The organism is Paenibacillus phyllosphaerae (assembly GCF_014192105.1).
GTDB classification, from domain to species: Bacteria; Bacillota; Bacilli; order Paenibacillales; family Paenibacillaceae; genus Paenibacillus_Z; species Paenibacillus_Z phyllosphaerae.
The window spans coordinates 216,332-237,581 of the sequence record NZ_JACHXK010000001.1 but is presented as its reverse complement, the minus strand read 5'-3'; the positions used below and the strand labels follow the sequence as shown (position 1 = coordinate 237,581).

General features: G+C 52.4%; 16 protein-coding genes. All 16 read left to right on the top strand.

Annotation, left to right across the window (positions count from 1 at the left end):
- The first annotated feature begins 91 nt into the window (after positions 1-91).
- The 16 genes from FHS18_RS00815 (at position 92) to FHS18_RS00740 (ending at position 21,222) form a co-directional block, all read left to right on the top strand.
- On the top strand, positions 92-6,310 hold the full coding sequence (locus FHS18_RS00815) for an Ig-like domain-containing protein (RefSeq protein WP_183595947.1): 6,219 nt from the start codon (positions 92-94) through the stop codon (positions 6,308-6,310).
- Between the two features lie 277 nt (positions 6,311-6,587).
- On the top strand, positions 6,588-7,493 hold the full coding sequence (locus FHS18_RS00810) for an FkbM family methyltransferase (protein WP_183595945.1): 906 nt from the start codon (positions 6,588-6,590) through the stop codon (positions 7,491-7,493).
- The gene (locus FHS18_RS00805) at positions 7,490-8,563 is read left to right on the top strand and encodes a hypothetical protein (protein WP_183595943.1); all 1,074 of its coding nucleotides are present in this window, start codon (positions 7,490-7,492) and stop codon (positions 8,561-8,563) included. Before FHS18_RS00810 ends, FHS18_RS00805 begins: the two co-directional genes overlap by 4 nt.
- Positions 8,560-9,345 carry a class I SAM-dependent methyltransferase gene (locus FHS18_RS00800; protein WP_183595941.1) on the top strand — a complete coding sequence of 262 codons (786 nt, stop codon included), beginning with the start codon at positions 8,560-8,562 and terminating at the stop codon, positions 9,343-9,345. The genes FHS18_RS00805 and FHS18_RS00800 overlap by 4 nt, the downstream gene beginning before the upstream one ends.
- 2 nt (positions 9,346-9,347) lie before the next feature.
- Positions 9,348-9,593, top strand: coding sequence for an acyl carrier protein (locus tag FHS18_RS00795; RefSeq protein WP_183595939.1), 246 nt, complete (start codon positions 9,348-9,350; stop codon positions 9,591-9,593).
- 2 nt (positions 9,594-9,595) lie between these two features.
- Complete coding sequence (locus FHS18_RS00790; protein ID WP_183595937.1) at positions 9,596-10,915, top strand: ATP-grasp domain-containing protein; 1,320 nt, start codon at positions 9,596-9,598, stop codon at positions 10,913-10,915.
- A 36-nt stretch (positions 10,916-10,951) separates the two neighbouring features.
- Entirely contained in the window at positions 10,952-12,076 is a 1,125-nt protein-coding gene (locus tag FHS18_RS00785; protein ID WP_183595935.1) for a glycosyltransferase family protein, read from the top strand.
- A 17-nt stretch (positions 12,077-12,093) separates the two neighbouring features.
- The gene (locus FHS18_RS00780; protein ID WP_246427390.1) at positions 12,094-13,212 is read left to right on the top strand and encodes a radical SAM/SPASM domain-containing protein; all 1,119 of its coding nucleotides are present in this window, start codon (positions 12,094-12,096) and stop codon (positions 13,210-13,212) included.
- 9 nt (positions 13,213-13,221) lie between these two features.
- Positions 13,222-14,400, top strand: coding sequence for a radical SAM protein (locus tag FHS18_RS00775; protein WP_183595933.1), 1,179 nt, complete (start codon positions 13,222-13,224; stop codon positions 14,398-14,400).
- Positions 14,401-14,487: 87 nt separating this feature from the next.
- Positions 14,488-15,450 (top strand): Gfo/Idh/MocA family protein, encoded by a 963-nt coding sequence (locus FHS18_RS00770; protein WP_183595931.1) that lies wholly within the window; start codon positions 14,488-14,490, stop codon positions 15,448-15,450.
- A complete protein-coding gene (locus FHS18_RS00765) occupies positions 15,438-16,421 on the top strand; it encodes an ABC transporter ATP-binding protein (RefSeq protein WP_183595929.1) in 984 nt (327 codons plus the stop codon). Before FHS18_RS00770 ends, FHS18_RS00765 begins: the two co-directional genes overlap by 13 nt.
- Positions 16,422-17,231, top strand: coding sequence for an ABC transporter permease (locus FHS18_RS00760; RefSeq protein WP_183595927.1), 810 nt, complete (start codon positions 16,422-16,424; stop codon positions 17,229-17,231).
- A 13-nt stretch (positions 17,232-17,244) separates the two neighbouring features.
- Positions 17,245-18,048, top strand: coding sequence for an ABC transporter permease (locus FHS18_RS00755; protein ID WP_183595925.1), 804 nt, complete (start codon positions 17,245-17,247; stop codon positions 18,046-18,048).
- Between the two features lie 11 nt (positions 18,049-18,059).
- Positions 18,060-18,857 carry a glucose-1-phosphate cytidylyltransferase gene (rfbF, locus tag FHS18_RS00750; protein WP_183595923.1) on the top strand — a complete coding sequence of 266 codons (798 nt, stop codon included), beginning with the start codon at positions 18,060-18,062 and terminating at the stop codon, positions 18,855-18,857.
- On the top strand, positions 18,845-19,966 hold the full coding sequence (locus tag FHS18_RS00745; RefSeq protein WP_183597262.1) for an NAD-dependent epimerase/dehydratase family protein: 1,122 nt from the start codon (positions 18,845-18,847) through the stop codon (positions 19,964-19,966). The genes rfbF and FHS18_RS00745 overlap by 13 nt, the downstream gene beginning before the upstream one ends.
- The gene (locus FHS18_RS00740) at positions 19,963-21,222 is read left to right on the top strand and encodes a nucleotide sugar dehydrogenase (RefSeq protein ID WP_183595921.1); all 1,260 of its coding nucleotides are present in this window, start codon (positions 19,963-19,965) and stop codon (positions 21,220-21,222) included. The genes FHS18_RS00745 and FHS18_RS00740 overlap by 4 nt, the downstream gene beginning before the upstream one ends.
- Positions 21,223-21,250: the final 28 nt, after the last annotated feature.

The following is a 21,250-nucleotide window of genomic DNA, read 5'->3' as shown; positions in this document are numbered from 1 at the left end:
AATTTTATACGGTATTAACATAAATGAAAGCGCTCTAAAATTGAAATTGTACATAGGATAACCCAATCATAAAGGAGTGAAGAAGGAGATTATGAGAACAAGGTTGCAACGCATCATGATCGTCGTGTTAACGCTCCTGATGGTAAGCAGCGGCCTGCTTGTGCCAGATGCGACGATTAGCGCCGCGCCGTTAGAGCAGTCCAATTTGACATTAAATCCGGGTTTTGAGGTAGACAACAAGGCTTCCGTTGCGCCAATCAGCTGGAATGTTATCCAATCGGGGGGCACGGTTACGACTCAGGCTGAAGGCGCCGAAGGATCGTATTCGGTCCGGCTGACATCGGTCACCCGGTCCGGAACGTTCGACAATCCAGCAGTTGGCGTTTATCAGCGATTCACCAACCTGGAGCAGGGAACGTACACCTTAACCGCCAGAATTCGCAGCAACAACCCGAGCCCTTCGAATGTGTCCATTCAGGAAGCAGCTTTCATGGAAGCCAAGGACACGGGGGCTCCTGCGATGAGGGCGTTCGTGAATCTTTTCGCCGAGAATACTACGGACTGGAATTTGATCACCTTGCGCAATGTCATTGTGTACAACGGTCAAGCCACAGTCGGCATCTACCTGAAGGATGCCGCAGCGGGAATGACGATTGAAGTGGATGATGTCCAGTTCTATCTGGAGCATTCGGATCAGAACCCTGTGCAGAATTGGGGCTTTGAAACAGGCGATGCTATTTCGTGGCAAACAAGCGGCAACGTCAGCGTAGTTACCGGGCAAGCAGATTCAGGCGCAAAAGCAGTCCGGCTGGAAGCGGGCGCTAAGGTTGCGCAGACGGTAACCGTCAAGCCGAACACGGACTACTTCACAACGGTAAGGGCAAAGGTTTCGGACGGCAGTAACCGGCTTCGCATCGGTGTCGAAGGCATTGAAGAGACAAGGTCGGCCCCGTCTGCTACGACGGATTATTCCTTGCTTCCACTAGCGTTCCGTACGGGACCGAACGAAACCAGCGCGACGATCTACGTCGAGCACACCGCTGAAGGCGGCGGAGTTGGCTTCGCCGACAGTATCGATTTGTTCGAGATGAACAATGACATCGTCAAGGGTGTGGACGTTTCTTTCCTACTCGTCGTTGAGGATTACGGCGGTAAGTATAAAGCCAATGGCGTTGAGCAAGATTTCTTCGACATTATTCGGAATCGCGGCGTGAACGCGGTGGCGTCCATGTTCTTCGTCGAAGCTGGCAACTATGTATATGATGAGAACGAATGGAAAGCGTATCGAGATGGTTTGCGAGATGAACTCTCCTATCAAACCTACGACATAACCTACGTTAACGATTTACAGAACGTAGGAACCGTGAAGGCTCCTTTGCAGATGATACCGGGCTACTTCGGGAAGGAACAAGCACTCGAACTTGGTAAACGGGCCAAAGAGCACCGCATGAAATTCGAGTTGTCGCTCCATTACAGCGATACATGGATGAGCTCGGGCAAAGCCTGGAAGCCTCTTTCGTGGTTTGGTCAAGATCTGCAGCAGCTCCAGACGACCATGTACAACTATACGTACGATCTGATCAAGACGCTTGCAGATGCAGGAGTAGCCCCAGATTCCGTCAAGCTGGGCAACGAGCAGAATTCCGGCATCGTATGGCCAGAGGGCAAGATTTGGTCCACGGGCCGGGACGGCTTCGCCAAGCTTGTCAACGCATCCTATCAAGCCATGAAGGATGCATCGCCGACAACTCGCGGTTTCATTCATTTGAACAACGGGTATTTGGTGGATTACACCAATCAATGGTTCGGTGTAAACGAGGACCTTGGGATGAAATGGGACGGTGAAGCCTACTCGTTGTATGGCGGTCGACCTACGGGGGCGATCGTTGACATGCTGAACAATAACCTTACGAAATGGAAGGGTAACGACGTCGTCTTCTCGGAAACGGGCCTAATGCACACCCGCGACAATTTCGATCCAGTGGCCAACGGTTCCGGTATGAAGAATGATTATTATGAAATATCGCAGCGCGGCCAATACAACTGGCTCATCGAATATATGCAAGCGTTCCGGGATGTTCCGAATCCGCACGGAGCGCAGCTTGGTTTCTTCTATTGGGCAGCGGAGTGGATCTCCAAGGGAGACGGCCATGACGAATGGTACAGCCCATGGATTCCGGGAGGCAGTACATCCGAGTACGGCAACAGTGTAGATTCTCGAACGCTCTTCACGTATGACGGGCATGCGTCCGACGGATTGTATGCCTATCTTTGGAGAGGCAAAGCGATTAGTAAACCGCTCGGGGGAGAAGTGTCCCATAACGCTGTAGCGCAGTCCTACGAGGTCATGCCGACAGAGGCTCAAAGTATTAGCGTTCCATCCGGGGCGCTGGAGCTGCGTGAAGGCGAGAGCGAACAGATCGTGGCTACTGTTCAACCGACCAATCAGTTCGTATACACCAATTTGAATTGGAAAACCAGTGACAACAGCGTGGCTACAGTCAATAAGAAAGGCATCGTGACCGCCATTTCGCCAGGCACCGCAACGGTTACGGTTACCTTAGGCGAGCTTACGACCACCCGTCAAGTCGTGGTCACAGCGGCCAAGCTTGCAGAATCGATTGCAATTACAAGCCCGAACGTAGCATCAGGCAGCCTGAATGCCATTGTTGGCGATGAGATTCGCTTAAAGGCAACTTTGTCGGAAGCTGACAATCGCAATGTGGTCTTCACATCGTCCGATCCGAGTGTAGCATCATTCCTGGGTGAAGCGGCAGAAACCGGAGCGCCAGGCACCTTAATCCAACAGACGAACATCACGAGCGATGTCACGCTGCTGGTGAAAAAGGATGGCGTCTCGACCATCACGGTGACCTCCGCCGACGGAAATGCATCGAGCAGTTTCCAATTAACTGCGGAGAAAATTGCTGTTGACGGGATCCACATTAGCGAAGATGATTTCGAACTTGAGATGAATCGCACCAAACAGCTCAAAGCAGTTATTGATCCTGAAAATGCTTCTTTCCAAGACGTCGTTTGGGAATCAAGCAATGAACTGGTGGCCACCGTTAGTGAACAGGGACTCGTTACCGCAGTAGGTAATGGCCAAGCGGACATTACCGTCAAAGCGACTGATGGAGGAGAGAGCGATTCCGTCAAAGTAACGGTCATTAACGTAAAAACGCAGTCGATCAAGCTGGATCATGAGCTAATCCGGATGCGCGCGGGCGAGAATGTTACCGTTCAGGCCACAGTATTACCGGCGGATGCGGCCAATCCGGCTCTTCAATGGATCAGCAGCAATACCGGCGTGTTTACAGTCGACAATGGCGTTGTTACCGCAGTAGCGGACGGATCGGCTATATTGACCGTAAGAGCCGTCGATGGTGCAGCGGAATCTTCAATTGATGTCGTGATCGCCGACGAGATTCCGGTGGAAAGCGTGGCCATCGACCAAAGCGCCGTTTCGCTGACAGCGGGGTTGACGGCTGCGTTATCGGCTGTCATACAGCCTGCCACTGCGGACAATAAGCAGGTAACATGGTCTTCCTCTGACGAATCGGTAGCGACTGTCGATTCGAACGGACTCGTCATCGCGAAGAGCAAAGGCGAAACGACAATTACGGTAACGACAGCCGACGGAGGTTTGACGGGCACTTCCGTCGTGACGGTCAATGACGAACTGCAAACGCATTACGTGAGTGCGAGTTCGAATCGCCTTAGAGCCGCGACCGCGGCAGCCCTTGCGCTGGATAACAACGCAAGCACGGCATGGTCTCCTGGTGCATACAGGGCGGGCCGCTCGGATATTTGGTGGGTCGACTTAGGGCAGCTGGCGGAAATTGAAAGCATCGATATGAGTTTCTGGGCGACGCAGCGGTATATCGTTCAAGTATCCGACTCCAACACAAGCGATTACGCTCAAGCGGCGAACTTCATGACTGTCGTGAATAACGCCGACCAGCTTAGTGCCGGCCTCGAAGTTTCCCATTCGTTGCCGGAGGGTACCAAAGCCAGATGGATTCGGGTCGAAGTATTCGAATCTTATCCAAACAACAACTGGCTATCGATCGTCGATTTCAAAGCCCATGGCCGGTTCCTTTCGCAGGCAACAAAGGTGAACTTAAATGCGAGCGCGGCAACGGTCATTATGGGCGATAGCTACCAGCTCCAAGCGACGGTCAGTCCTAGTCATGCCCCGCAAGCGGTGCAGTGGACGACAAGCGACGCGACTCTGGCAACCGTTGATGCCAATGGCAACGTGACGACAAAGCTCCATAATGGTGAACAGGGCGAAATCAAGCCGGTCACCATTACGGCCGCGGCTTCGAACGGCCTGTCGTCCAGCGCCGTGATCGGCGTGAAGTCGCCGATCATCGTGGAAGCCATCGCGATACACCGCAAGGACAACCAACCACTGCCGGATTCCGGCATTGTCGTGGATTCTGGGGCGGCAATTGATCTGGACGTCTCCATTTTCCAAGGGGAAGCGGCTTATCGTTCGGTCGTCTGGAAATCAGCGCAGCCGGAAATTGCATCCGTTGATCCGTCTACCGGACTCGTTACGGCTCATCAAGCGGGTGTCGCGGAGATCTCGGTCGAAGTGGACTCGTACAGCAACTTGCCTGGAGGATTTCTGTTTGTTGACCAAGTAAAAGTAGCTGTCCAAGACGAAGACCTGCCTGATAACACGCCTCCTGCCAATGTGGCAGTTAGCCCAGCCACGGCAGCCTTAAATGTAGGGGAATCGGCCCAACTTCAGGCAACGGTACTTCCGGCAGAAGCGAGCGATAAATCTGTTATTTGGTCAACGAGTGATCCTTCAATTGCGACAGTAGATGGGAACGGACTCGTAACGGCTATTGGGGAAGGATCGGCGGTCATTACCGCAACGACCAACGTTGGTGCGCTCACTTCTTCTGCGAGCATTCAGGTTCGAGAGGGTGCGGAACCTACTGTCCCAACGGCAGTGTTGACCGGTCCTCAGTCTGTTGTCGTTACAGAAAATGCGGACGTGAAGGTTTCTTTGAGCGGTATAACTCAAGCCTACAACTCTGCTAGCTTGGTCATTCATTACGACCCTCAGAAGCTGGAATTCCCGACCGCAACCAATGAAGAGAATCAACTGACTTTAGCAGACGGAGTCGCCGAATCTTTAGTGCCGGGGCTGCAAATCATTGGTTCAGGCGTAAAAGCCAATGAAGGAAAAATCCTTCTTATGCTATTAAGCCCAGCGTCTAATAGCCTTTCAGCCAACGGTGACGTATTGTTGCTTCACGGTAAAGCGAAAGCGGATGCTTCGCCCGGTACGACAAACCTATCTGTGTCTGATTTCGTGCTGGCAAATATTGAAGGCGACAGCGTTGTCGATACGACGTCGGCAGCACTGACGGTCCAAGTAAAACTGGCTGATAAAGAGGCGCTGAATACAGCGATTGCCTCTGCACAAGCTTTGCATGACGAGGCGATCGAAGGATCTGCGAACGGCCAGTACCCGGCAGGTTCGAAAGCCGTCCTTCAGTCGGCAATCGAGGCAGCTCTAGCCGTTGCAGACAATGAGGCGTCTACGCAAGCGATGGTCAACGATGCGATTGCAGCACTAGAAAGCGCAGTCGAAACCTTTGTGCAATCTGTCATCGGTATGGATAAAACGGGCTTGAATACAGCGATTACGAATGCGCAGCAAGTACTGTCCAATGCCTCCATCGGTTCTGCTCCTGGTCAGTACCCGGCAAGCGCGAAGACAGCACTGGAGAATGCGGTAAGCGCGGCAACGGCAGTGAGAGATGACGTTCAAGCGACGCAAGATCAAGTGGACGCTGCCATTATTTCGTTGAATGCAGCCGTAAACACGTTCAAAGCAAGCGTCATTAAAGCGCCTTCTGCGAATAAAGAAGCGCTGAACCAGCAAATAGCTGCTGCCCAAAGCAAGCTTGATGACGCTATAGCTGGCAGTAAGATCGGTCAGCACCCATTGAGTGCCATTGAGTCGCTTCAAACAGCCATTCAAACGGGCAAATCCGTATACGAGCAAGCGAATTCGACTCAATCCGAAGTGGATGCAGCCGTTCATGCATTGGCGAATGCACAAGCCGCGTTCGCAAGTCAGCTCATTACGCTTGTTCCAGGTCAAACAGCCGTTACGATTCGCGATCTGGCGATCCTTGCGAAGTATTACAATACGAAATCGACCGACGCGAACTGGAGCGAGGTGGAAAAAGCCGATTTGTTCGGCAACGGACAAATTACGATCGTGGAACTTGCAGCCGTAGCGCGCATGATTATCAATAACTGGTTAGCAGAAAATTGATCCGCCGTATTAACATCCTTGCCCGATCCCATGATCGGGCAAGGATGCCTATAATACGACCATAGCACGAGAAGTTAAATAAATCATAATCTATCCAAGCCTCTATACTTTTTGCTATACCCACATGCGAATCATACTACAATCGTTTGCAGCCATGACCGACATTCAGAACCGAATAGGTCTTGGTTTTTTGGTTTGTTGACCATTTGAACGACTAAGAAAGGGGATGGTGGTAATTAGCGACTGGAATAAGGAAACGGAGGTCTACATTCATGCATTGTCAGCTTCACTAGAGCATGCGGATCAAGACAATTATTTGCGAAAAGAACGCAAGAAATATTTGCTCTATGAAATGCTCATGGACAAACGATTAAAGAAGCTGCAGGAGCTTTCCGCGCTTATTAAGGACGATATTGCAAGCATTGAATTATTGCGGGACACATCGGTAATCAAGCTCACGGATGGACGGCGCTTCTACTGGCCCCATCATTTGTCGCATAGCATCAACGCTTTTGTAGGCTTTGGGACATGGGAGCCTGACGAGACGGCGTGGCTGCGGCAGTTGATTAAGCCGGGAGATATCGTATTCGATATCGGGGCGAACTTCGGATGGCATGCGACCTTGTTCTCCGAGCGTGTCGGAGAGGAAGGGCAGGTCCACGCTTTCGAACCCGTATCGTCCATCCATGAGGATGCTGCTGCAAATCTTAGGTTGAATAATTGTCAAAATGTTCGTTTGAATCGTGAGGCGCTCTCCGATCGCAGCGGTACCGGTACGATGCACATCCCTAAAGCAAGAGGCGGAACCTATGCAGCGCTGCGAATGGACAGCAGGGAGGATTCGTTTACAGTGGAGCCATGCAGGTTGGAAACGCTGGACCATTATTGCCAGCAACATGAATTGCGATCGATTCAGCTCGTCAAAATCGATACGGAAGGCTCCGAGCTCTTGATTCTACAGGGGGCTGAGCGCATGCTCGCAGCGTATAAGCCTGTATTGCTGATTGAAACGGATCGCCGCATGATCGGAAAGTTTGGTGGTAGCATCGAGGAGATGGCGCGTTATGTCAAACGTCTAGGCTATTCTATCCACTTGTTTACGGAGGGGGAGCTCATCGAGATGGAATCTATTCAAGATCTTATCTATGGGAATCTGATCTGTATTCCCAAGGCCGATCGATGAAACGCAATATCGTCGATATTGAACTGCCGATCGGTTCGCCCTTATTCGTTACGTATAAGCATCATGCGCTTCCGCTTGCCGTATTGGCCAACGATCCGGCGAACAGAGCGAGTTGTTTAACTAATTTTATCCCTTTGTATACGGGATATGATTTAATGGGGGATTCCTATTGCGACACGCACTGGCTTGATTTTCTGAACACACAGCCCCTTGAACATTGGCTCGACAGAGAAGCGATCCTTTACGCGGACGTCAGTGCGGAGTTGATTATGCATGCGCTGGCAGCCGGGAAATATGCTTATGTTAACTATGATTCTTATTACATGAAGCATAGCTATGCTTATGGGCATCTGCATATAGGCAATAATTTGCTGGTGTACGGCTATAACGCCGAGCGGCATAAGTTCTTGGTACTGGACTACCGTTATGAGAACGCGTCCATGAATTATGCGAAGTTTCAAAGCGCTCCCAAGCTTGAGCAGATACTTGTCGATCCGCAGGAGCTTGAGATGGCGGTTAGGGCTGTTGAGCATCTCGACAGCGAATGGACCAGGTGCTCCTATCTTTGGACGCCTAAGGCATCTGCGTTCCGTTTCGATCGAACGTTAACGAAACAATTGATCGATGATTATTTGCATAGCTACCCGACGCATGCGCGCTTCTACCCAGGGAATTCGTTTTATGAGAAGTCGTTGTCGGGAATGGAAGTCTATAAAGCGCTTTACTATTATATTGACAGGCTCGCGTGCGACCAGACACATCCCACCATGCTTCCTTTTGCCGTATTGAGCGAGCATAAGCGGGTATGGGTAGAAGTCTCTCTTGAATTGGCCAACCATGACAACCACTTTGATCAGGGGGTAATCCAATCGGCCAAGGTACTGGAGGAATTGGGGGCGCGTATCAAAATGACAGCCATGATGTACATACTGACGGGGAAGAGGCATTATTTGCCTGCGCTCGAGCGGATGATCCGAATGCTGGAGCAGGAGGAACGCAGTTTTCTGAAAGCACTGCTTGATCAATTGGATGCGGTGCCAAATGTGGATGAGGGGAGTAGCTGGCTATGAATGCGATGAACAGCCCAGCCAGAGTCGGGATCGCCAAATTTGCTTATGTTGTATTCCTGATCGTCCTTTATCCCTTCTACTATTATGTCAAAAAGGATTTTATGAGACAGGTCAAAAAGAATCTCTTCTACCCGAGCCGGTTTGTCAGCTATAGCGAAACGCGTCCGGTCTATTATGATGTTTTTGCTTTTTTCGTCAATTTCCCTTTGTTCGATAAGGTGTATCGGGTGCTGCCGCCGCTTACGGGCCGCGTGCTGCAGGTTGGCTGCGGGACTGGGCTGATGAACCGTTACTTAAAGAAGCAAGGCATATTGCCGGACATGGTGAATTTGGATCCGAATATTCATTCGTTGAAGTACGCGATGAAGTGGAAACGCATCGATTCCTTTCTTCAATCCGGTATTGAAAAGGTGGATTTGCCGGATCAGAGCTTCGACACGATTCTGATGGCGCGCTGCTTCCACCACATCCGCAGCACCCGAAAAGCGCTGTCTGAGTGTTCACGCTTACTGAAGCCCGGCGGGAAGCTGATTATTTTCGACCCCGTTTTGCTGGACCGCAAACATGAAATTACCGAAGCGTACATGGCGAATTCAACGATTGACGGCTTCATCTGGCGCTATTCGGAGGAGTGCCTTGTCCGGCATGTGCGGAAGTTTACGCCGCCGGAGCTGCCCGTCACGGATATCCGGGCGGTACGGCTACCAATCACGACGAATTATTGTTTCAAGTACGAACATAAGGACATGATCATTACGCTGACCAAAACAGAGGAGGTCTGATTATGATTGAAAAGGTTATTAAACTGATTAGCGAGATTCGGGATGATGAGGCATTGGTGACAGAGTTGAATGGTAATTCGGATATCGTGAATGAAACGGGCATGGATTCCTTGCAGCTGATCAACTTCATTCTAAGGATAGAGGATGAGTTCGGCATCGACTTCGACTTTGAGGAATTCGATATGGCTCACCTGGAATCGATTGAACGTTTCTGCCGTTTCATCGAGAACAAGGTTGATGTTGCCTAGCGATGCGCGAGAGAACGGTATACGGCGCCGTATTCGAGGCGGAGAAGTATTGGCGCGAACCGAATGCAAGCCTGTTGCCGACGCTTAAGGATCGGCAAAGCGAGCGAATCGTAAGCGCTATGGATGAGCTGATGTTCGTTTTCTGTGAGCCGGACGATGTGTTGCTGACCAGACAGCCGTTTCATCCGATATTGCGCGAATATCTGGATAGTATTGAGATCCGTTTTCGCGGAGCATCGTTGGAGCTGAACCCCGATGCCGTACCTGCGGATGAACGCCATCTGTTTGCATGGCTGGCCGCCAACGAAACCGTGCCACGGCTAGTTACGTCGCTAGGCGGCGTAACTCGGCTTGTGCCGTATGCGCTTCTGCCGGATTGCGATCAAGCGGCAGCACGCTATGGTTTGGAGCTGCAGGCCCCCGAACAGGAGGTGGTTGCGAGGGTCAATTCCAAGGTGTATGCCATGGAGCTGCGGAATCGGCTGGAGCTTCCCAATCCTGCTGTCGTGGCCAGAAGCGCGGATGAGCTGGAGGAAGCGGGAACGGCGATGCTCGAAGCCGGGCCGGTGTTAATCAAGGACCCGTTAGGCGTCTCGGGAAAAGGCAACCTGCTGGTAGAAAGTCTGGACAGATTGTCCCGCATCGCCCAACTATTAAAGACACAAGAGCAGAATAAGGGGAGCGCAACGCATTTTATCGTAGAACCCCTGCTTGAAAAGGAAACGGATTTCTCCATCCAGCTTGAGATCATGCAAGACGGAACGTATGAATGCCTGAGCGTGAATCGGGTCGTGAATAACGGTTTTGCTTACGCCGAAACGGTAACAGCCGATGCCCGGTTGTTGGAGGAGATCAGAAGCAAGGGCTATTACGACACGGTGAGCCGGATCGCCTCGCAGCTGCATGGCGACCGCTATTTCGGATATGTCAGTCTGGATTCCATGCTGCTTAGGGGCGGCGCGCTTTTCCCCATTGTAGAAATCAATGCGCGTATGTCGATGAGCCTGATCAAGCATCGGCTTGATCTCTATCTGCAAAAGCTCGGCACGCAAGGGAACCTAACATTCCTGAACACGGAGATGCCAGCGGGGGGATTCGCCGCGTGGCTGGCATGGCTTGAAGCAAGCGGCTTGCTGTTCGACAACAGAACGCTTGAAGGCATCATGCCGATCAGCGCCAATACGCTGGAGGCCAACGCGGAGGAGAAGGCGCCAAAGGGCAGGCAATATATTGTGGCGGTGGCACGAACAGCGCAGGACAGAGCCCGGCTGGTGCAGCAGCTGCGAACGCTGCTGATTGAACGCGGCTGCCGCCTGTTCTGATGGTAGATTCATTCGGATCAAAGGGGAGGCATGGAAATGCAAAAAAAGCTGTATGTGTTGTGCTCCGGATTCGGGCTGGGCTTCTATAATCCGGGACTCCTGCTATGCGCCCAACTGGAAAGACGCGGCATCTCGGCTGAAGCGCTCGTGTTCGAGAGCTGCCTGCGCAACGATAAGATCGACGGCATCGGATCTACGCGGTCCGCGTATCATCATAATTTTCAAGCTGCGCTGGTGGGAGCCAAGATGCCGATCGATACGAGAAACAGCCTGGACGAAGACAAGGTGGAGCAGCTGCTAGCAGAGTGGGAGCGAGGCGGAGCTGGGAATTTCGTGCTGTTGTCCGGCAATTGGGTCTACTTGATCGATCTGTATAAGCAGCGCGCAAAGGTGCCGGTGCAGGCCGATATTTTATACGTCGATTCGGATTACGCCCCTTCCTTCGCCAGCTTGCGCAAGTTTGTCCCGGACTATGAAACGGGATATCGGGAGCTATGGCCTTTCAATTCACGCACAAGCGAGATTACCGCCTATTTGCCGGTATCCGAAGATCCCGCAATCCCCTTTGCCCAGAGGGAAAGCCGATATGTCGTACATGGCGGAGGCTGGGGAATGGGAACGTACCAGCATACAATTCCAGAGCTGGAGGCACGCGGTCTCCTGCTGGATATCGTCGCTTATGAATGGGGTGAAACCCGCAGAAGCGGCTCCGCTGCAAGCCGCTATTACATGAATGATCCGAATTGGCATACATGGGATACCGACGCGGAAGGGAAGCATACCTTCCCTCCCTTCAGTCAGATCATCGACGGCGAGGCTGTAGGATTCGCGATTCATCCGGATCGTCACGGGCTGTACGACGTTATCAGACGGGCGAAAGGAATTGTCAGCAAGCCTGGTGCTGGGACGCTTATTGATTCTCTCGCATCCGCGACGCCGATTATTATGCTGGACGCCTTCGGCAAGCATGAACAAAAAAATGCGGACTTATGGATGAAGCATGGGCTTGGGATCCGCTACGCCGACTGGCTAAGCTCAGGCTGCAACGAGTCGCTCCTCGATCTGCCGCATGCGAATTTGCTCAAGAAGAAAGCGGAGTGCGCCAATCTGACCGACCTTGTGGCTGAGCTTCATGTATCGGGTATTCTCAAACGAACGTAATGCGAGGGGGCATGATCATGGATGCATTGAATCCGGTATCCCAGGCTACAGGGCTTGCAAGCTTGCTACGCATGCCGAAGTGGATCTTTCTGCAGCTGATCGAAAGCTGCAATCTTCGTTGCAGAATGTGCTATGAATGGGGAGAGACGGGAACGTACAAGGAAAAGCCGGAGTTAAAGCAGCTTGACTTGGATGTAGTCCGGAGAATTATCGAGGATTGCAAGGATTCTAAGCCGCACTACGATCTGTTCGGCGGTGAGCCGCTGCTGTATCCGCATATCGAATCGGTTCTGACGATGCTGCGCGAAAACGGCAGCACGGTGGCCTTCCCGACGAACGGCACGCTGCTGAAACGCCATGCCGCCATGCTGGTCCGCACGCAGCCCTATCAAATCTGGGTATCGCTGGATGGCCCGGAAGAGATTAACGATGCGCAGCGGGGGAAAGGCGTATACCGCAAGGCGCTTGAGGGAATTGACGAGGTGCTGCGGCTGCGAGAGGAAGCGGGCAGCGAATATCCGAAAATAGGCATTACGTGCACGGTCACGCCGCTTAACTATCACCGCATCGAGTCGTTCTTCTTCGATATGATATCCGCGAGAAAGCTGGATGCAATGAGCTTTGAATTACAGTCTTACTTGACGGAAGAGGACCATGCGAATTACGTCCATGTGCTGCAAGAGCATTTCGATACGGATGCGGCTCCGTTCAGCAGAGGGTTTGTAAGGGGACTGGCTGATTTCGAACAGATGGATCTGGCGGAGTTGAACAGACAGCTGGAAGCGATTCGGGCCTACAGCCGCGAACATCAATTTTTCCTGAATCTGAACCCGAAAGATTTCAACCTGGAGAAGCTGGACGACTATTTTCATGCGCGCTGGGATCGAATTACGGCTCACAAGAAGCGGTGTCCTCAGCCGTGGACGACAACGGAAATCAATGCCAAAGGCGATGTGACGACATGCCATGCGCATTATGATCTCACGCTTGGCAATGTGAACGAGGAAAGTATCCAGAGCATCTGGAACGGACCAAAATACAAGCAATTCCGCAATTATCTGAAGAAGAATTTGTTTCCGATTTGTACGGCCTGTTGTTTGTATTATCAGGATAATACTCTCGTTGAGAAAGGCTAGGTGCGATACATGCAGCCCAAGAGCAGAGTCGAACTGGACGAGTTGAAATTCGAGCGTCTCAAGAGGACGATCAAGAACATTGCGGTGCCGCTGCGGGAGAAAAGCAAAAATCCGACGTACAAAACAGATGTTCCGGAATCGGTGGGCATCAAACTGACCAATCGATGCAATTTGCGTTGTATCCATTGCTATCAATGGAATGAAGACGGCTATCATCACAATATGCCGCTTGAAGAACAGAACCGCGAGCTTGATATTGAGCTGTTCCGCCACATTCTGGAGGAGACGCGGGAGAAGAAATCCCGGTTGTACATTTGGGGCGGCGAGCCGCTGTTCCATCGCAAGTTCGACGAGATATTGGACCTGCTGGCCGAGGATCGCCGCGAAACCGTTATTTGCACCAATGCGCTGCTGATGGGCAAATATATGGATAAACTTTGCGCGATATCGGATGGGCTTGATTTTCTCATCGCGATCGAGGGCTTCCAGAGCGAGCATGATTTCATTCGCGGCAAGGGCTCCTTCAAGAAGGCGATGGATTCCATCGATGAACTGGTGCGGCGGCGCAAGGAGGGGCTATTCCGCGGCAGCATCTCCATTCACACGGTAATTAATGAAAACATGATCGGCCATATGACTGAGCTGGTCGAAATGTTCGAGGCCAAAGGCGTGGATCTCGTCATTCTCTGCTTTCCTTGGTATATATCGCAAGAAACCTCGCTTAAGATGGACCATTATTTCAAGGAAACCTTCTCCTGGCTTAATCGGATGGAGGAAGGGAAAGTCAGCAGCTGGCATGCCTACAAATACAAGTTCAACCCGGATAAGCTGCCGCAGCTGATGGATGAATTGAAACGGATCAACGAACGGTTCTGGAACACTCGCGTTCGATACCAGCCTGGGTTGGAGTTACGTGAAATCGACGAGTTTATCCGCGGCGAACAGATGACGCCCAGCCGATGCGGCAATCATTGTCTCGCCTTGTCCACCCGGATGGATGTCAATCCCGACGGAACGGTTACCGCTTGCAAATTTTTCGCCGAGTTTCAAGTGGGCGACTTGAAGGCCAATCGCCTGTCGGACGTGTGGCATTCCAAGTCCTATGACGGCGTTCGCGAAATCATAAACGGCCAAGGGTTAACGCCTGTCTGTTCCAAGTGCAGCGTCTTGTACTTGCACGGGATATAACCGATGACTGGCGGCGATAGACGGAATAACCGTATTTGGCAAATCGGCAGCATCGGCTGTTCGCCCTTACTGGAGCGTTCCTTGTTCATGCCTTTATCGAAGCTCGGCGGCATTGGCCGAATTCGCGGCGTGGCGAGCAGGAATGTGGAGAAGGCGGTCGATTATACGCTGCGCTACGGCATCGACATCGCTTACCCAAGCTATGAGGCCTTGCTAGCGGACGAAGAGATTGATCTGGTGTATATTGCGCTGTCTAATGAACTGCACGCGCAATGGGCGCTGAAGGCGATTCGAGCCGGCAAACATGTGCTTGTCGAGAAGCCATTATGCCTGACTGCAGCGGAATGCGCTGCAGTCAGGCAAGCGATGCGCGAGCACCCGAGGGTGCTCGTCTTCGAGGCGCTTATGGTGGAACATCACCCTTGGCAGGCCGCACTCGCGGCAATCATCGATAGCGGCTCATACGGCAAGCTGAAGTCGGTTCATACCCAAATTCATATCGTACCTAAGAATAACTACACGGGGAATTACCGCAGCGAGCGGTTAAGGGGTGGCGGCTCCTTCTACGATTTGGGCTGCTATTGGCTGCAGTTTCTGCAGGCGATCGGCTGCGGGCTTACCGTTGAAGCGATGAACGCCCAGTCGGATTTTGCGGGTCCGGACGGCTGCGACTGGACGTTCCGGGCGCAGCTGGGCTTCGGCTCCGGCGTCAATGCGACGGTGACGACGTCATTCGAGCTGCCTTATAAGTCCGATCATGTGCTGGAGCTGGAGCATGCGCGCATCCATGTCCGTGATTTTTTTCGCGCGAATGTCGGGGAATTTCCCATCTCGTTGCGAATAGAGGATGACGTTACCGGGGAGAAGCAGAGGGTGCCGTTCCCACCGCAGCATTATTATACCAGCCAGTTGCACTCGATCCTCCAGGTATTGAACGAAGAGCGGCCCTATCCTCCGATCGAGGCCGTCTATGAACGCATTCAATTGGCCGAGCAACTCTATCAACTGGCGGTGAACAAAAGGAAGGGCGAAATGAATTGTCAATCATAAGCGTGGACCAATTATCGAAGCAATTTGCTTATTATAACAAGGAAGTGGGCTTGAAGAGCTCGATCCGCAATTTATTCAAGCGGGAGACGCTGTACAAGGACGCCGTTAAGCAAGTTTCCTTCGTGGTGGAGGAAGGGGAAATGGTGGGGTTTCTCGGACCGAACGGAGCAGGAAAGACGACCACGCTCAAAATGCTCTCCGGCATCCTGTACCCGACAGCGGGCAAGGTGTCCGTTATGGGCTATACGCCGTGGGAGCGCAAAAAAGAGTTCAAGCGCCAGTTCGCTATCGTGATGGGACAGAAAAATCAGCTATGGTGGGACTTGCCGGCGAACGAGTCGTTTCATCTGAATAAAACGATTTACGAGGTAGAGGACGGCGTTTTTCGCAAAACGGTCGAGGAGCTGTCCGAATTGCTCGACGTAACGAAGCTGATGAATGTTCAAGTCCGCAGACTGTCGCTGGGCGAACGGATGAAGCTGGAGCTGATCGCAGCGCTGCTGCACAAGCCGAAGGTTATTTTTCTCGATGAGCCGACGATCGGGCTGGATATTATCTCGCAGAAGAAAATCCGCGATTTCTTCAAGTATTACAACCAGCAGCATAAGCTTACGGTGATCCTGACCAGCCATTATATGAACGATATACAGGATCTCTGCAAACGCACGATCATTATCAACGACGGCAAGGTGGCCTATGATGGCGATCTGGCGCGAGTCAACGATCTGCTGAACCAAAAGAAGATCGTCAAAATCAAGTTGTCCGACGTTGTCGAAGAAGGCGTGCTGCTGAGATACGGCGACATGAAGCAATATGAGCTTACGGAAGCCGTGCTGGAAATCGACCGCGACGAAGTAAAGGCGATTCTGAAGCAGATGCTGGACGATTTGCCGATCATCGATTTTACGATAGAGGATTTGCCCATCGAAGACGGGATCGCGATTCTCTATCGCAAAGGAGAGCAGCCATAGTTGAACGTCGCATCCAAATATGTTCGTACGTTTATTCTCGGTCTGCAGAACGCCCTGACCTATCGCGCCAACTTCATGCTGAGTCTCGCGAGCTGCGTATTTCCGATACTCATTCAGTTTTTTCTATGGCGTTCCGTGTTCAATAGTACCGACCAGGAAATCGTATACGGCTACACGTTCTCCCAAATGATCGCGTATGTCATCCTATCGGCATTGGCGGGCAAGCTGGTGGCTACCGGCTTCGAATATGAAATATCGAACGATATTAAAACCGGTCAGCTTAGCAAATTTTCGGTTCAGCCAATCAGCTACTTCCTTTTTCGCGGCTGCGTCTTTATCGGCGAGAAGGTCGTCCAACTGATTATTCTGTTCCTCGTATTCGTAGCCGTGATCGTCGCCTTGCATGTCTATCTGGATTTCAGCATCCAGATCGGGCAGGTGCTCTTGTTCATTGGTTTTATTCCGTTATCCTTGCTATTGAATTTCATGATTTATTATTGTTTGGCTGCGCTTGGCTTCTGGTTTATCGAAGTGTGGGGCATTTACCATACCTTTTCGCTCGTTGCGATGGTCGTTGGAGGCGGTGTATTTCCGCTCGATGTTTTTGGCGACAGCATCCAGCGGGTGGTGCTGCTGCTGCCGTTTCAATATACGATTTTTCATCCGATTAGCATCGTTACGGGGAAGATCGATCTGCAGGCAGGCCTCTCGGGCGTTTGGGTCGTGCTTGGCTGGATTGCCGTACTCTTCTTGCTATCGAAGTGGGCATGGCGCAAAGGCATGAAGAGATTTGAATCGGTCGGGGGTTGAGGATTTGCTCGCTATGCGTAAGACCTTGCATCGCTATGCGGTCATTTATCATTTGTTTCTGAAGAATAGCTTGATTTACATGATGGAATACAGAGTCAACTTTATGTTCGGCGTACTGGTTGAGATCGGTTTTCTAGCCATCAAGCTGTCCTATGTCTACGTCGTATTTCGCATCGGAACAGATTTGAATGGGCTTTCTCCCCACAATATTCTACTCTTTATCGGTACGTTTACGATTATGGCGGGCTTATATTCCGCATTGTTCTTCTTTAATTTCAATCGGTTTCCCGAATTAATACGAAGCGGTGACCTTGATATCTATGTGACCAAGCCTGTGTCGCTGCAATTTTTCACGACGCTGCGGATGATCGATATCAGCTTTGCCGTGCCGAATGTGATCGGAGGCATTGTCATGGTCGTCATCGGCTGGCAGAATAGCGGGATTTCCGCCTCGATCGGCCATATCGCCGGTTTTGTGCTTTTCATCGGCATCGGGGTCGTCCTGACCTATTGTATCTTTCTGCTGCCCCAATTGTTGGCTTTCTGGACGGTGCGGACGAACGGCATCAACGATATCTCCAATGGACTATATGACTTTAACCAGATGCCGATGCAAATCTATCATCCTTATATTCAGAAAGCAGGGACGTTCTTGCTGCCGGTGTTTCTTACGACGAATTACTCGCCGATGGTCGCCCTGGACCGCCTCGGACCTGTCGAATGGATATGGGGCATCGTATCGCCGATTCTCTTCCTCATTATCGTCAGACTTCTGTGGAAGCTTGCCCTGCGAAACTATACGAGCGCCAGCAGTTAAGGAGGAACAGCATGACTCTACGTGGGAATAAGCCGCCTGTTGCCATTCTGTGCGGCGGGTACGGCAGCCGGTTAAGCGAGGAAACGGCGCGAATCCCGAAGCCGATGATCGAGATCGGCGAGCTTCCGATGGTGTGCCATATAATGAATATCTACGCGTCTTATGGTTTTACGGAATTCTACTTGCTGCTCGGCTATAAAGCGGACTATATTAAGCGGTATTTTTTGCACTTCCCGATTCTGCAAGGCGATTTTACCGTTCATACGGGGACGCGCGAAACGACGGTAACCAGACAGACGCGCAGGAGCGATTGGATCATTCATCTGGTCGATACCGGGATGGACACAACGACAGGGGGGAGATTAGGCCGGTTAAAGGATCGGATCGACGGGACCTTCATGATGACCTATGGCGATGGCGTGAGCGACGTCAGTATCCCGGAATTGCTGGCCGCGCACGCGTCCGCCGGGACGGTGGCTACAGTGACGGCGATTCGCGCAAGCGGCAGATTCGGCATGCTGGCCTGCGAGGCGGACAACCGCGTCGTCTCGTTCGAAGAAAAGCCGCAGACGGGGGACAATTGGATCAACGGCGGATTTTTTGTATTCGAGCCGTCTATCTTCGATTACTTAGAGGATGATTTCATTCACCTGGAAGGCGAAGTGCTGGGAAGACTCTCGCAAGCCCGCGAGCTAACAGCCTACAAGCATGAAGGCTTCTGGGCGTGCATGGATACGCTGCGCGACAAGCAGCATTTGGAGCGCCTGTGGCAGGAGGGCCGCGCACCGTGGAAAATATGGCGGGATTAGGAGAAAAGGAGGGAGCGATCAAGGTGGGGACTGATATTTTTGCGGAGGATATGGCGGAGATTGCCTTGCGGTTTGGCCAAAATGAGCGGTTCGCGGACAAAACGGTGGTCATCACCGGATGCGCCGGTTTCCTTGGTTTTTATTTATCGCATTATTTTGCCCGCTTGGCTGATCACGGCCTGGCACCGCGCAGACTTGTGCTGCTCGACCGCTTTCCGGCCGGCAAGCCCGGTTGGTTAGCGCAGCTTCAAGACAGGCACCCGTTCGTAACGGCGGCTGCATACGATGTTGCGCGAAGCGACGAACGGAGCGCAGCCGAACTGGCGGAAGCCCATTACATCATTCATATGGCTTCCATCGCTTCCCCGATCCAATACCGGCAATACCCGCTTGAAACGATCGAAGCGAATGTATGGGGATTTAGAAGGCTCTTGGATGCCGGAAGACAATCGTTATCCTTGGAAGGCTTGCTTTACTTTTCCAGCAGCGAGATATATGGCGATCCTGAGACCGAGTTTATACCGACGCCTGAATCCTACTGCGGCCATGTAGCGACGATGGGGCCAAGAGCCTGCTACGATGAATCCAAGCGTCTGGGCGAGACGCTTGGCTACGTCTACCACGAGCAATTCGGGGTACCGGTCCGGATCGTTAGGCCGTTCAACAATTATGGGCCGGGGATGAGCCTTCAGGATGGGCGCGTCCCTGCCGATTTTGCCAGATCCGTTCTGAGGGGGGAACCGTTGGTCATTCATTCGGACGGTTCGCCTACCCGAACATTCTGCTACATCACGGATGCCATTGTCGGTTATCTGAAGGTGCTTGTGCATTCGGCATTCGATTGTTTCAATATCGGCATGGATAAGCCTGAGATCAGCATTGCCGGCTTAGCTGAGATCTACCGGGAAGCGGGAGCGAGACGTTTCGGCTACGCGGGTGAGGTCCGGTACGTTCCCGCTTCGGATGAACGGTACCTGATCGACAGCCCGATGCGCAGATGTCCCGACTTGCGGCGGGCACGCGTCTTGCTCGGCTATGACCCGGTCGTCACGCTCGAGTCTGGCGTAGACCGTTTCCTGGCGTACTTGCAGAAGGCTGGCAGCCTATGATTGCAGTTGTCGGATTAGGTTTTGTCGGATTGACGACTGCGCTGGGCTTGGCGGATGTAACGGGACGAACCGTATACGGCTATGATGCCAACATCGGGCTGCGGAAGATGCTGGCGGAGGGTACGATTCCGTTCTATGAAGAAGGGCTTGAACAGATGCTTGAGCGCCATCTGCATAAACGGTTTAGGTTGGCGGAATGCCTCGAGGATGCTGTCGAGGGAGCCGATGTAATTCTCGTGTGCGTCGGTACGCCCAGCTTGCCTGGCGGCGAGGTCAGCCTGGATGATTTGCTAGGAGCGTTAAGTCAATTATCGGCTGCTCTGACGAATCACGGCAGGAAAGTCATCGCAGTCAAATCGACCGTTCCGCCGCGAACGATGGCAGACAAGGTGATTCCGCTGCTGCGCTCCGGCGGCTGGGAGCCGGGCAGGGATATCGGCCTCGTGCACAATCCTGAATTTTTACGCGAAGGCTGCGCGTTGAAGGATTTCATAGAGCCGGACCGAATCGTCGTCGGCGCCGTGGACGACTGGAGCTTCTCCGTCATGCGGGAGCTGTATGCGCCTTTCGAGGCTCCCTTGCACGAGGTTGGCTTCGAAACGGCGGAATTTACCAAGTACTTATCGAATAGTCTGCTCGCGTCGTTGATCAGCTTCGCCAATGAGATGGCGATGGCTGCCGGGGCGATTGGCGGCATCGATGTCCGCCGTTCATTCGATATCCTGCATGAGGATAAACGATGGCGCGGCGCTCCCGCCGGGATGGCGAAATATGTGTATCCCGGCTGCGGATTCGGAGGCTATTGCCTGCCTAAAGACACGGCTGCAGCGATTGCCGCTATTGAAGCGCACGGATACACTCCTACCTTGCTGCAAGAGGTGGTGCGGGTCAATGAGCGCGCCAAACTCAAAATCGTGAACGATATTGCGGCTGCCGCTGCACCGGATCAGGTACTCGGCATTCTTGGACTATCGTTTAAGCCGGGCAGCGACGATGTAAGAGGCTGCGTTGCCGCGGATATCCTATCTGCGCTTGCCGAGAGAGGTTATCGGCACATGCTCGCCTTCGATCCGATGGCGAACAGAGCATTCGCCAGCCGTTATCCAAAGCTGCCATTGGACTATGCAGATCGCCTGGAGGAAGTGATTGCGGGCGCGGACACCATTGTTGTCCTTACGGCTTGGCCCATATTTACCCGACTTAAAGCCGATTACCCGGACAAACAATGGATTGATGGGCGATATTGTTTGATCTAACTGATAGGCGCATCCTCTTTCGCGATAT